Raw genomic sequence first — 12,651 nt, 5'->3', positions numbered from 1 at the left:
GCGTCACCGGCTGATCGACCGGGCGGTGAGGCCGTGGCAGCCCCGTCCTACGCCCCGCACCGCCTCTTCCGTCCATCAGCTCCGGCAAAGACGGCCGTCGAGCTCCCGTGGCAACGGATAGACGCGCTCCGCGGGAAGCAGCCGCTGGGCCTTCGCCGCCTGCCCGCTCTGGATCAGCGCGCCGGCTTTGCGGGCCTGCGCGGTGACATCGGTGAGGCTGACGATCCACTCATCGGTGAAGTCACGGATGAGCCGACGACCGACACCGACCTGGATGCTGTAGTGGTTCAGCGGCGCGCCCCGCGCGGACCGCTCCGGGTCCCACTGGACATGCACGTCCGCCGCGGCCACGGCATCGGGGTCGGCGGTCGTGAGGACCGCCCGGGACAGGGCCTCCTCCCAGCCCTGCCGGGTGATCCGCACCGCGAGAACCCGTTCCTGACCGGGCTTGCGGGCCCAGTTGCTGCGATGCATCAGCCACAGGAACGAGGGCTTGATCCAGGTCATCCGCCGGAACGAGAACGGTGCGACGAAACGGCCCGCCCGCAGCGCCGCGTCGGCGATGGCAGGCGCGTACGCCTGATAGACCACGATCGTCCGAGCATCGAAGTCGGCGCGGATCTCATACTGGGGAGCCATACGCCGCACCCTTCCAGCCGCTCCACTCCCACCGCGAACCCTTTTCCGGCCCCCACACCCGCCGCCTCCCCTTGAGAAGAGGCACCAGCCGGACACGGAGGCCGCGGCCGAGGAACCGGGCGAAGTCCCGCGCGCTTCGGAGGCGGGGCGGGCGCTCACGTCCGCGATCCGTACCATCACCCCACGTCCGACACCACCTCGGCGACCCGCTCGGCCACATCCTCCCAAGGACGCGGAGCGAGGACCGGCACTCCGGCCGTCCGCGCCCGCGCGGCGAGCCAACGGCCGTACAGCACGCTGACGCGGGCGCGGTGGTGCTGCGGTCCGGCCTCAGGTTCCCGGCTCAGGTAGTTGGCTGTCACCCGTGCCTCGTCGTCCTCATGGAGGAAAACACCCCGGACCGGGCCGCCGGGCGACATCGGCACGGGCAAGATGTAGTCCCCTTCCAGGATCACCGGGGTGCCGGTGTCCACATGGTTGGCCACGATTGCCTCTATCGCGGGCGCGAGCACGCGGGCGACCGCGATCTGCCGCTCGACCACTGACGCGGGCGCCTGCCGGGCGGCCTCCGGGTGAGTGCGCCAGACATGGATCTCCGGCAGTTGCTCGGGCAGGGTCACCGCGAGCAGGGCCTCCACGATGTCGTCGACCTCCACGACGGGGACACCGTACCGACGTGCCAGTGCCCGGCTGACACCGGTCTTCCCCATCCCTGACGCGCCCCCGACGGCGAGGACCTGCCAGTCGGGGCTGGGTCGGTGTTCGTTCGTACCGTTCACCTGGGAAGGGTAACGGGGCGTCAACGGGGGTCGGCGCCGAGGGGAACCAGAAGGAGTGTCCCCGCCTCCCCTTGATCGTTTCACTCCGCGTGAGGAAGCCGTGGTGCCCCGCCGGAAGCAGCGGGCCGGCCCTTCACGCCGAACGAGGTGTTGAACAGAACATGGGCACGAACGCACGAGCGAAGCGGCCGGTCCACCGGCTGATGGGAACGGCCGTCACGCTGACAGCACTGGGCACGGGGGCAACCCTCCCGGCCCAGGCGGCACCGGTACTCGCCCCCGCCGCGGCGGCGGGTGAGTGTGCGCTGGGGCAGTGGAAGGTGGGCACGGGCGCCACCCTGTACCGGGAGATCATCGTCCACACCACCCATGTCTTCGCCGTCAGCAGCGCCTGGAACACCGGCTGCATGCCCGCGCCGATCGGCCGGACGACCGGCGACTTCTACTGGCTCGACCGCAGCGACCTGTGGGGCAAGGGCTGGGTCCTCTCCGCGTGGGACGAATCCGGCGAGGTCGAGAAGACTTTCCTGCGTATGCCCAAGGAACCGAACCTCAAGCAGGCGTGGACGGACCGGGACGACCACCTCGCCGCCTGGCGCACCTACAGCAGCGCCGACTGCCCCGCCGACCAGCTCTGCCTCTACAAGGGCACCGGCCACACCGGCGACGGCGTCCGTTTCGTCGACGCCCCCGACGTCACCCAACTCGACTGGTGGGACATCAACGACGAGGTCGTTTCCTACCGCAACAACACCACCCACGACTTCTGCTGGTACGAGGACTTCCGCTACGAAGGCGCCAAGGGCCTGTGGAAGGCCGGCACCTCCCTCGACCAGATTCCCGAGGATCAGAAAGCCACCAGTTCCATCGCCCCCGCCCGCACCGACAGCGACGGAAACCCCACCTGCTGAACCCACGACCGGCGGAAGGGGCTGCTGGGGCGGCATCGTGACATGCCCGATCACGCCGCTGCGGGGCGGCACGTGCGAGCGGGGTAGGTGTCGTACTGGCGTGGCCCGCAGCGAGTAACGCTGGTCGGGGGGCACCGTCAGCCCGCGGCCAGAGCCTGGCGGTGCCGGGCGGAACCCCGGCTCATTCGGTAAGGCGCGGGCCTCAGCGCGCCCGCACCACCGACGCGCCCGCCATGAGGATCACGCCCGAGCGGATCTCGGCATGCCGATCCACCTCATCTGAACGCGACCTGGCCTCGCAAGGCCACGAAGCCTCGGTGCCTGCGGAGAAGGTGGCTGAAGCGAAGACCGTCCCGTGCCTACGATCGTGCCGGTTGGTTGGCGATCAGCAGCGTGCTGTCGGCGGCGCGGAAGCCCAGGCGGGCGTAGATGCGGGCGACGGCGTCCTCGGCGTAGGCGAGGAAGACGGTGTGCACCCCGTGGTCGCGGGCGTGCTGGGCCAGGGCCACGGTGACGGCGGCGCCGAGCCCCTGGCGGCGAGCGGTGGGCAGAGTACCGACGCCGCCGACCTCGGTCGCACCGATCGCGGGGTGGTAGTGGCCGACGGCGAGCGGGGTGCCGTCCGGGGCGAGAGCGGCGATGAGTGTCTTGTGCCCGGCCTGGATGGCAGGGCGAATCGCCGCGACCGTGCCGTCCGCGACCAGTTCCTCGGTCACCGCCGACAACTCCGCGCGACCCGCCGAACCCACCGCGGTGCCCACGTCGGCGAAGGCCAGGCGGGGAAGGGCGAGTGCTGAGGGCAGGGCCGGGTCGTCGGCCGTCAGCGCGCGGACCGTGACGCCGTCCGGCAGCGACGGCGCAGGCAACGCGTGCTGCGAGGGAAGGACCATCAGCGGGCGTTCTTCAACGGGGAGCCCGACCGCCTCGATACGGGCGCGCAGCATCGGCGCCGCCTCAGCGAGCCACTCGAAGGCTTCCGGCACACCCAGCTCGCGCTGCCGGGCGCGCACCCGGGTGATGTCGGCGGCGGTGACGACCGCGGAGCCCTCCGCGGTGGGCTGGGCGTGACTCGGCCCGCCGTAGTACGGGGTTCCTGGCTCCTTCCGTACGAACAGCCGCAGCGGGCCGAAGTCTTCGGCGTCGGCGAAGAGCAGGGGCACGGTGGCGTAGTACTGCTCGATACGGGCGCGCAGCGATAGGTCCCTCATGCGTCGCATCCCACCACGGGGCGGCGGCGTACCGCATCCGAGAATTGCCGTTCAGAACGGACGCAACGCCCCTCGACGCGTCCGCACCGGGGTGGTGGCGGGGGTTCCCGTGCTCGGGGTCGTCATCGCGCATCCTGTCTGCGGGCACGAGAAGGCCGAGCCGCCACGGCGCCGGGCACCGACAACTGCGCCTGGTACCGAGGCGAACGAAACTTGCCAGGAGGATGTCGTCGCGCATCTCCCAGCACGGGCGTAGCCGACGGATTCAGTGCAGGAGCGCGAAGCTCTGGCCGATGCCTCAGCGGTACATGCCCAACCCGCCACCCCAGGCGACGCGTACACCATCACTCCCAGGATGAAGCTCTGCGGCGGCTGGACCTGACGCCCGGCGCTCCGACAGCGGCAGGTTGGGATTCCAACCCGTCTGTTCTCGCTCGTGTACCACATTCCGTGGCGAGGCCGACGCATGAGGGCTCAGCCGAACGGGGATTACAGCTGGATGAAAAGCAGGGGGTACGGGAACGTCGGGGACCGTGGGCGGCTGCCCCATTGGTTACGGGGGCTGCTGGTCCTCGCGGCCGGATGGGGAGTCCTGCTCTGCGGTCAGCAGGTCGCTGAAGGCTACGGGGCGACCATGGAGTACCGCGACGCACCGCTCTGCCAGGGCGAGGGCCGGAGCGGAGACGGGGATGAGGGGGAACCGTGCGTGCGGCGCGAGCCGGGCACGGTGCTCGACCGGCGGACGGGTGAGCGCTGCACGTCCGACGGCACGAGCGGCGGCACGACGGGAGGCATCACCGCCGGAGGTATCACGGCCGGAGGCGGTATGAACACCGCCGGTGGTGCCAGCGGCGGAGTGACCGCCGGCGGGGTCACCACCGCAGGCGGCGGAGGAGGAGGTACGACGTGTACAACGTACCGCGACCTGAGGGTCCAACGGCCAGGGGGCACAGCCTGGTTGGGTGTGGGATCGGAGACGTACGACGATGCCAGGAAGGGTGACCAGGCCGAAGTCCGGCTGTGGCAGGGGGACGTCGTGGAGCTGAGGGTTCGCGGCCACATCGACTCCTACGCGCCCTCCTCGCAACAGGCGGTGCTCCCATGGCTCGCGCTGGGCTGTCTGATCCTGGCGAGCGGCGCATGGGCGTTGCTGAGCGGCCGGCTCTCCGGCCTCTTCGCCTTCCCCAACTTCGGCCTGCTGTTCGTGGCCGCCGGGGTCGGCTGGCTCGGCTCCATGGCACTGTTCGGCGGCCACCCCGTGGCCTGGGTGTTCGCCATCGTGTGGACGGGCTTCGCGGTCTTCTGGACCGTGAGTGCGTGGCGGGACAGATAGCAGCCCGTTCGAGCCTCCAGCGACTGGACCGCCGGTGCGCGGGGTGCCTGAGCTGAGACGTCCCCCGGACACGGCTTGCGTTCACTCACCCGTCACATCACCGGATCAACGACAACGGTGGACCGGCAGATTCCGCCCCACCGCCACACCATCAGGCGAGCGGTGCTGACCGTCGCCGACACCGGCTTCCTCAAGAAGGGCACCTGGTCGGCGAGGGTCCAGCACCAGTGTTCCGGCACCACGAGCCGCACGGAGAACTCCCAGACCGGCGTCTTCCGCGGACGCCGCCCACAGCCTCAGCAAGAGCTGGCGATACGAACTCGAACAGGCCAACGTCGTCCATGTCATGGCCACCACCCGGCACGACACCGTCGTCACCCACTGGCACCCGACCGCCCCGTCCTACGACCTCTTCCCCAGTCTGCCCCGGCAGAAGCGCCGTTCCTGCGACGACGGCGCCCATGGCCCGCGGGTCCACGACTGGGCCCGCGTCGAGGTCGGGCCCCGGCACCGCGAAGACCGCTGACACTGGGTCATCGCCCGCCGCAGTGACTGCCTGCCAGCCCGAGGAGATCTCCTACGACATCGCCCACAGCCCCACCGACCTACCCTGGACGAGCTGATCCGCATCGTCGGCGAGGAGTGCTTCCAGAGCGCGAAACGGGAGTGCGACCTGAACAACTACCAAGTCCGCCGCTACCCCTCCCACCACCGCCACATGACCCTCGCCATGGCCGCCCACGCCTGCCTCACCGTCCCGCGGGCACGCGAACTGGACACGGACACAGCAGAAGCGGAACCTCCCCGCTCATCCACCTCAGCTTCGACGAGATCAGACGCCTGACCATCCCGTGGGTCACCCGGCCACCAGCGCCCGAACCCCGCCATCTGACCGACACCCCCCTTCCGCCCCCAGCCTTCTCCCCCGACGATCGCCACATGAGCAGCATCAGTGGCCCACCGCAGCGGGCCGACGGCACCGGTACCCCGGTCGTTTCGGCGAGCACGGACGACATCCCCGCCGCCGACCGCTTCGACTGGTGGCAGGAGATGATCGACGGTGAGGTCATGCCCCTGACGACCCGCAGCCCGAACGCGGAACGCTTCCGGGGCAGTGCGGAAACCGTGACGATGCCGCACAGCCAGGTGGTGGGCTTCCGTTTCTCTCCGGTGGCGGCCCGCCGTTCCGCGCCTCTCATCCGTCGGCGCGACCCGGAGGACTACTACCTGGTCCTGGTCCATGGCAGCCCCATCCGGTTGGAGCAAGCCCGTGGTGTGGCCTGCCTCGGGGCGGGTGACATGTGTCTGTTCTCCACTTCGGTGCCCTTGACCTGCGACTGCGTCGACCAGGGACGGCAGACCCGGCTGACGCTGCTGCGGCTCTCAAGGACCATGCTGCCGCTGGCCGGTGGCCGGGCCGACCGGCTGCTGGCCGAGCCACTGTCCACCCGGGCCGGGGCAGGGTCGGCGGCGCTGCTCGGCTCGTATCTGGCCGGGCTGCCGTCGGCCGCGCGCACCTGTGGCCCGGAGGAGCTGGCCCGGCTGGGGATGATCGGGGTCGACCTGGCCGCCGCCACGCTGGCGGGGCGGCTCGGAGCGACCCGGGACGCCCTGCCCGGAGCCGTCCGCAGAACCGTGCTACGCGCCCGGATCGGGACCTTCATCGAACACAACCTGGGTGATCCGGAGTTGCTCCCCGCGGCCATCGCCGCGCACCACCACATGTCCGTACGCAGCCTCCATCTGCTGTTCGAGGGCGAGGTGGAGACCGTGGGCGCCATGATCCGGCGGCTGCGCCTCGAACGCTGTCACGCGGACCTGACCGATCCGGCGCTGGCCCACCGCACCGTCGCGGAGACCGCCGCCCGCTGGGGCTTCCGCCATCCCGCGGACTTCAGCCGTGCCTTCCGTAGAGCGTACGGATCACCGCCGAGCGAGGTACGGGCGGCGAGTCGGGCGGCACGGGCGTCTGCGCTGGATGACTAGGAAGCGTGCGCTCATTGCCGAGGACCCGGTGGGCGCCTCAGGACACAGTGAACGCACAGCACTCCAGGGGCTCCAGAAGGAGAGACATGCGCAAGCGGATCGCGGCGTGCGTGGCGGCCATGGCGGCCGTCGTCATGTTCGCCGCACCGGCGGCGGCGACCGGTGCCGAAGAGACCCGGGTCACCGAGGTGCCGGGCGTGGACGGCGTGTACCGGCTCACCGGGGGCGACTACGGCACCCGGGCGTACTCCGAGTGTGGAAGCGGCTCCTGCTTCTTCCAGAACGACGGCGGTGGGGGCTGGCTGTGGGTGGTGCCGAGCTGCGGTCATCACAAGGTGCCCTCGTGGTTCGAGGACCGGGCCAGCTCGGCCTGGAACCGGACGCCGACCCGTATCCACCTCTACAAGCACAGCGACCACACTGGGTACCTGGGAACCGTCCCCGCCTGGTTCCAGGGCAACCTCGCGAGCGCGCACGAGGACGTGCTGAGCGCCGTCTTCGCGGACTGCTGAGAGCCGGACGCGGCCGGCGGATCCGCGCGCGATCCGCCCCCCGCGGGGGAGGGGGAGCGAGGCAGGGACAAGAACCCCTGCCTCGCTCGGGGGTACGAGACAAGGGAGGACCCGTAGACATGGTCTTCGGTGACAGGCACGGGCCAGGCGGACACGAGCGAGGGGGAGGTGGGTGGAGGGGGGATGTCGCAGGGGGTGCGGGACGGAGGGGAGAGGCGCTGCGGGGTGGCCAGGTGCCCGGCGGAGACCGGCCCTGGCGTCATCGGTCGCGTGCGCAAGGCGGTCCGGCGGCGTCCGGCTCCGGAGGCCCCTACGGGCCGGGCGGTTTCGGCCACGACCCGATTCCCCCAGGTTCGCCGATGCCGACAGCGGTACGGAGTCTGCGTGTGCTGTTGCTGGTCGTGGGCGGTGCGCAGGCCGTCCTCGGGCTCGCCCTGGTCACCAACAGCGTGGCCGTCGCCACGGAGATCTGGGGCGAGGGCGACGCCTCGACCCCCTGCTGTACGACACCGGGAGAGGATCACGCCGGGATCATCGTCTTCGTCGGAGTGCTCGCCCTCGCACTGGCCGCGTGGGGCATCATCACCTCCCAGAAGCTCCACACGCGCCACACCGGACTGCGTGTCTCCGCCTTCGCCCACGGGTGGACGGCACTGCTCACCGCCGTCGCCTACTTCCTCGTCGTCCCCATCCTGGGAGTGGCCCTGCTCGCACCGGCCGTCCTGTCCGTCATCCGGCCCAATCAGCCGGAGAGCCGCGCCTGGTTCGACCATCAGCCGAGGTGAGCTGGGACGGGGCTGCGACAGGGGAGGCTGAGCGGTCGCCTGACGGGACCGGGCTGCGACAGTCGACTCCGCGAGGCGAGACCGCTCACACCCGGTCCACCAGGCCCTTGCCGTAGGCGACCTGTTCCCCGCGGTCACCGCAGCCAGTACCCGGGCAGGACCTGGCCCTCTACGGCCTGCCCGACTCCGTGGGGGGCTTCGCACCGGCGTCCTTGGTGATGGCGGTCGGTGACCTGCCGTCGAGCAGCTTCGTCGGTGTACCCGATCCGTCCGCGGGCACGGTGTAGACCGCGGGTCTGCGGCCCTCGGGCTTGGCGTAGGCGACGGTCGTGTCGTCCAGCCAGGCGGCCTGGTCGTCGATGCTGTCCCGCTCGGCCAGCACGGTGTCGGTCCCCCATCTCAGATTCAGCACGTGGAGCCGCCAGCGGTCGCCGGAGCGCTTCTTGTAGGCGATGCGGGTGCCGTCCGGTGACAGGGAGGGGCATTCGACGTTGCCGCGCAGGGCGGTGAGGCGGCGCGTCCTGAGGTCTCCGCGCATCAGCCGGGTCTTGCCTGCCGCGGACATGGTGGCGTAGAAGTGCCGGTCGTCGTCGGTGAACGTGATGCCCCAGTAGTTGATGTCGTCCCGCTTGAAGGGCTTGCCGCCGACGTAGGCGGTGAAGTCCTCGAGGGAGCCGTAGTGGGCCTTGGTGCGCAGGTCGTAGATGCCGGTCGTGGTGGAGAAGGCGCCGTGCTGGACGTAGGAGTCACCACTGCGGAAGACCGTCCATGCCACCAGGCGGCCGGAGGGTGAGACCCGTGTCCTGCTCGGCTCTCCCCACAGGACCAGGGAGGTGTCGGGGGAGGCGGTGCCGTGCCGGTAGATGCGCATCTGGGAGGACGCGGGCGCGGGGGTGTCGAACAGACAGGCCAGTGTTCCGGCGGCGACCGCGGCCCGTTGGCAGATGGGGCCCTGACCGATGGACTCGCCCTCTCGGGTCACTTGGTGAACACGGTTGCTGCCCGCGTCCACATAGACGACGGAGTCCTCGCGCTCCAGGCGCAGGGAGTCGCCGCCCGGGGCGGCCGGGCCGCCGCGCATGGCCACGACGCCGACGGAGGTGGCGAGCAGGACGGTGATGAGCGCGGTGCCGGTGATGGTTCGGGTGAGTTTCACTCTGTGCTCCCGGTCGTGCGGAACAGGCCGGCGACGCACAGGGCAAGAGCGCAGCCGAATACGGTGAACGCCGTGTCGGGCCCGCGCAGCGTCGCAAGGGCGCCGAAGGCCAGGGCCCCGCCCGCGCGGGCGAGCGCCTGGGCGGTCTGGACGGCGGCGAGCCCGGTGGTGCGCACCGCCTCGGGGACGGCGGGGGCGATGTGCGCCATCAGGACGCCGTCGGTGGCCGCGTAGAACAGGCCGTGCAGGACGAGGATCAAGGCGGTGCCCGTCCAGCCGGTGAACGGCGACAGAAGCAGCAGATAGGCGCCCAGCAGCGCCACATGTCCGGTGAGGAACAGCCGCCAGCGTCCCAGGCGGTCGGCCTCCCTGCCCAGCGGAACCGCCGCGGCCATGAAGACCAGGGCGGTGCCGATGGGCAGCAGCGGAAGCATCCGGACGGGCAGATCGGTGCGCTGCTGGACGCTGACGAAGAAGAACATGTCGCCGACGGTGACCAGTCCGAGGAGTCCGGCCGCCAGGATGCAACGGCGGATGCCGGGGGTGTTGAGGACGGCCAGGCACGCGCGCGGTCCGGCGGCGCGGTCGTGGTCCGGCGCCGGGGTGGTGCCGGACCGGACGAAACAGACCAGGACGACCACGCCGACGGCGGCGAGGCAGAAACTGACCAGGAACGCCGTGCTGTAGTCCCCAGGCACCGCCCACAGCACCGCGAACGCCAGCAGCGGGCCGAGCAGCGCGCCACAGGTGTCCAGGGCGCGATGCACACCGAAGGCCCGGCCGAGGGCGTCGGCTGGTGCCGCCGCGGTGATCAGCGTGTCCCGGGGCGCTGTGCGGATGCCCTTGCCGATGCGGTCCGCGGCGATCACGGAGCCGATCCCGGCCACCGTCGGCCCGGCGGCGGGCAGTGCGAGCTTGGTCAGCGCGGACAGTCCGTACCCCGCGGCGGCGACGGCTTCGGCCGCTTGAGCCGGTCGGCGGCGTAGCCACCGCCGAGCCGGAACAGCGCTGTGGCACCCGTGTAGAGCCCGTCCAGGGCGCCGAGTTGCAGGTAACCGATGCCCAGGCCGTACATCAGGTACATCGGCAGCACGGCGGTGACCATCTCCGCCGATGCGTCGGTGAAGAGGCTGACCATGCCCAGGGCCAGCACGGTGGCGGGCACCCTGCCTCTTCGTCCGCCGGCCCGCGGCGAGTCGGGTGCGGCGGTCTTGTTGTCGTGCCGCGTGTCGGCGGCTCGGGCATGAGACAGATACATCGAAGACTCTCCGGCTGTGGGGGGCGGCGGTCGGGTCGGCGGGCGGTCGGCTTCGGCTGCCGGCTCCTGCGGCCGTTGGCCGCCTGCGGCACGATGGGGACCGGGTGCTCGGCGTCCGCCGTGGCACCCGGCATCCCTCGCTACGGCAACTGTCGTCGTCCTAGTCGTCCGCCTCCTCGACGCCGCCTTCCTCGCCGTCGGTGACCTCGGCGTCGGCACCCCTCGGGGACGGGCTGGCGTGGTCACTGCCGTGGGGTGACCGCAGCGTGGTGACGGGAACACCTCCGCGCCTGGCGGGTGATGCCGTGGATGACGCAGAAGACGCCGCGACGGACGAGGACGGCACGACGGCCGGCGCCGACGGGGCGGGCGCGGGGGCGGCGCCGCCGCCCCTGCCCTTGTTGTGACAGGTGCCGCTCACCGAGTCGGTGAAGGTACGCCCGGCGATGGGACGGAAGTTGAACGAGTAGCCGGTCGACGACAGCTGGAACTCACCGACACCGTGCGTGTTCTTGTTGAACTTCTCGGAAGGGCCTCTGGAATTCTGCGTACTGGAGTACAGGCCGCGGCCTCCCGTGCCGATCAGAAGCTCCCGCACACCGTTGGCCGCGTCCTTCCTCCCGTCGGCCATGGCCGGCGCGAACCGCTCGTAGTGATGGTCGTGGCCGCTGACGACCACGTCGGCCTTGAAATCGGTCAGCGCCTTGTAGAGAGCCGACGAGGCTCGCTGGTCGCCGTGGTCGCCGGAGCTGAACATAGGGTGGTGCCAGGTGGCCATGGTGCATGGCTTGGTGCTGGCCCTGAGGTCCGCGCGCAGCCACTTCTCCTGCTCGCTGCCGGCGCTGTAGCTCACGCCGCCGCCCGTGTTCAGGGACACCATGTGCCAGTCGCCGACGTCGTAGCTGTAGAACCCTCTGCCCCTGCCGCCGACGTTGACGCCCTTGCCCTCGAAGTAGCTGAAGTAGCCCGAGGCGTCACGGGTCTTGTACTCATGATTGCCGGGGGCGGGATGGACGATCCTGTTGAACCTGCCCCAGGTCGGGTCGTAGGTGCGGTTGTACTCCGACAGAGTCCCCCTCTCATAGGCGTTGTCTCCCGCAGTGAGGACGGCCTCGGGCCGCATCGCGCTGACGAGCCTGGCGGTCTCACCGCACACATCGCCGCCGCAGATGTCCCCCGCGGCTGCCACGGTCACAGATGTCCGGACAAGGGAGGAAGCACCCGACTGGTATGCGTCGATCGAGAACCTGCTGCCCGGATTGCTGAGCTTCGGCGTGACACTCACGCACTCGCCCTGGAACGCTCGCGTGTGAAACGCACGGCCCGGCCAGTTCGCGGCGGTGAGCGTATAGCTGCCGCCTTCGGAGCCCTTCAGGGTGACAGTGTCACCACCGCGCAGAGACAGCTGGTCGAACCTGACCCGCAGCCACTTGGCGCCGCGGTCACAGACCTGCCCGGCCCCGGCCGTTCGGGCACCGGCCGCGCCGTTCACATCAGCGGTTCCCGTCTCGGTGCCACGCTGCGCCACCTGTTCCACCGTTCCCGCGGCTGTCCCGGACGCTTTCGCGGACGAACCGCCTTGAGATGCGTTCGCCGCCATGAGACCTCCACCGGCCAGCAACGCGACACTGGTCGCGAGGATCAGGTACTTGCCTGGCAGACCAGGTCGGGCATGGGGTCGTTCCATGAGGTGACTCCTCCTTCAGAGCTGGACAGAAAATGGGGCGTGGAACCCTGCTGGACCGGCTGCGGGCCCAGTGGCCGGCGGGCCCTGGACGGCGCAGAGTCGGGGTGGAGAGGAAGACAGCCGCTCGCACAAGGTGCGGTGAGGGACATGGCGAAGCTCCGCGCGTCCGGGTGGACATGTGACGGAGGGGCTCCTGCTCTAACGCTCCCCGGCGCTGGAACGAACGTGCGCGTTCCAGTAGTTCGGCCATGCTCACTTCTCCTGTGTCCAGGCATCCCCCGTGGATGCCGTGCACGGAGATCCTGTGGGAATCATGTGAGTTGACTGTGAGACAGCGGTGAGAGAGTGCTCATGGCACGCCGAGGGGGCGGGTGGCCCCCAGTCATTGTCCAGCGTT

General features: G+C 70.4%; 12 protein-coding genes and 1 pseudogene. 6 read left to right on the top strand and 7 right to left on the bottom strand.

The features are described from left to right. Window positions 1–75 precede the first annotated feature (75 nt). Complete coding sequence (locus AB0D49_RS29730) at window positions 76–639, bottom strand: DUF4291 domain-containing protein (RefSeq protein ID WP_362763008.1); 564 nt, start codon at window positions 637–639, stop codon at window positions 76–78. A gap of 176 nt (window positions 640–815) precedes the next feature. Further along, the gene (locus tag AB0D49_RS29725; protein ID WP_362763005.1) at window positions 816–1,418 is read right to left on the bottom strand and encodes a hypothetical protein; all 603 of its coding nucleotides are present in this window, start codon (window positions 1,416–1,418) and stop codon (window positions 816–818) included. 161 nt (window positions 1,419–1,579) lie between these two features. On the opposite strand from AB0D49_RS29725, the gene AB0D49_RS29720 reads away from it, so the two are divergent. Then, window positions 1,580–2,329, top strand: a complete 750-nt coding sequence (locus AB0D49_RS29720) for a peptidase inhibitor family I36 protein (RefSeq protein ID WP_362763002.1) — start codon at window positions 1,580–1,582, stop codon at window positions 2,327–2,329. Window positions 2,330–2,688: 359 nt separating this feature from the next. Here the strand turns inward: AB0D49_RS29720 and AB0D49_RS29715 are convergent, their stop codons facing one another. Next, window positions 2,689–3,537 carry a GNAT family N-acetyltransferase gene (locus AB0D49_RS29715; protein ID WP_362762999.1) on the bottom strand — a complete coding sequence of 283 codons (849 nt, stop codon included), beginning with the start codon at window positions 3,535–3,537 and terminating at the stop codon, window positions 2,689–2,691. 964 nt (window positions 3,538–4,501) lie between these two features. Here AB0D49_RS29715 and AB0D49_RS29710 point away from each other — a divergent pair. The 5 genes and pseudogenes from AB0D49_RS29710 to AB0D49_RS29690 all read left to right on the top strand — a co-directional run bounded on the left by AB0D49_RS29710 (window position 4,502) and on the right by AB0D49_RS29690 (window position 8,153). Then, the gene (locus tag AB0D49_RS29710; protein WP_362762996.1) at window positions 4,502–4,870 is read left to right on the top strand and encodes a hypothetical protein; all 369 of its coding nucleotides are present in this window, start codon (window positions 4,502–4,504) and stop codon (window positions 4,868–4,870) included. A 153-nt stretch (window positions 4,871–5,023) separates the two neighbouring features. Beyond that, window positions 5,024–5,714, top strand: a pseudogene (locus tag AB0D49_RS29705) (hypothetical protein); the annotation flags it as partial. 95 nt (window positions 5,715–5,809) lie between these two features. Beyond that, window positions 5,810–6,856, top strand: a complete 1,047-nt coding sequence (locus AB0D49_RS29700) for a helix-turn-helix domain-containing protein (protein WP_362762993.1) — start codon at window positions 5,810–5,812, stop codon at window positions 6,854–6,856. 86 nt (window positions 6,857–6,942) lie between these two features. Continuing rightward, window positions 6,943–7,368 carry a peptidase inhibitor family I36 protein gene (locus tag AB0D49_RS29695; RefSeq protein WP_362762990.1) on the top strand — a complete coding sequence of 142 codons (426 nt, stop codon included), beginning with the start codon at window positions 6,943–6,945 and terminating at the stop codon, window positions 7,366–7,368. Window positions 7,369–7,754: 386 nt separating this feature from the next. Continuing rightward, complete coding sequence (locus AB0D49_RS29690) at window positions 7,755–8,153, top strand: hypothetical protein (RefSeq protein WP_362762987.1); 399 nt, start codon at window positions 7,755–7,757, stop codon at window positions 8,151–8,153. 169 nt (window positions 8,154–8,322) lie between these two features. Here the strand turns inward: AB0D49_RS29690 and AB0D49_RS29685 are convergent, their stop codons facing one another. From AB0D49_RS29685 to AB0D49_RS29670, 4 genes are all read right to left on the bottom strand, one after another. Beyond that, a complete protein-coding gene (locus AB0D49_RS29685) occupies window positions 8,323–9,309 on the bottom strand; it encodes a hypothetical protein (protein ID WP_362762984.1) in 987 nt (328 codons plus the stop codon). Continuing rightward, entirely contained in the window at window positions 9,306–10,217 is a 912-nt protein-coding gene (locus AB0D49_RS29680) for an MFS transporter (RefSeq protein WP_362763147.1), read from the bottom strand. Before AB0D49_RS29680 ends, AB0D49_RS29685 begins: the two co-directional genes overlap by 4 nt. An 11-nt stretch (window positions 10,218–10,228) precedes the next feature. Next, the gene (locus AB0D49_RS29675; protein WP_362763156.1) at window positions 10,229–10,474 is read right to left on the bottom strand and encodes a hypothetical protein; all 246 of its coding nucleotides are present in this window, start codon (window positions 10,472–10,474) and stop codon (window positions 10,229–10,231) included. Between the two features lie 253 nt (window positions 10,475–10,727). Beyond that, window positions 10,728–12,254 carry a metallophosphoesterase gene (locus AB0D49_RS29670; protein WP_362762982.1) on the bottom strand — a complete coding sequence of 509 codons (1,527 nt, stop codon included), beginning with the start codon at window positions 12,252–12,254 and terminating at the stop codon, window positions 10,728–10,730. Between the last annotated feature and the right edge of the window lie 397 nt (window positions 12,255–12,651).

It is taken from the genome of Streptomyces sp. NPDC048290 (assembly GCF_040652095.1).
Taxonomy (GTDB): domain Bacteria; phylum Actinomycetota; class Actinomycetes; order Streptomycetales; family Streptomycetaceae; genus Streptomyces.
The sequence above is the reverse complement of the archived record's forward strand: the minus strand, read 5'-3'. Positions and strand labels throughout refer to the sequence as shown.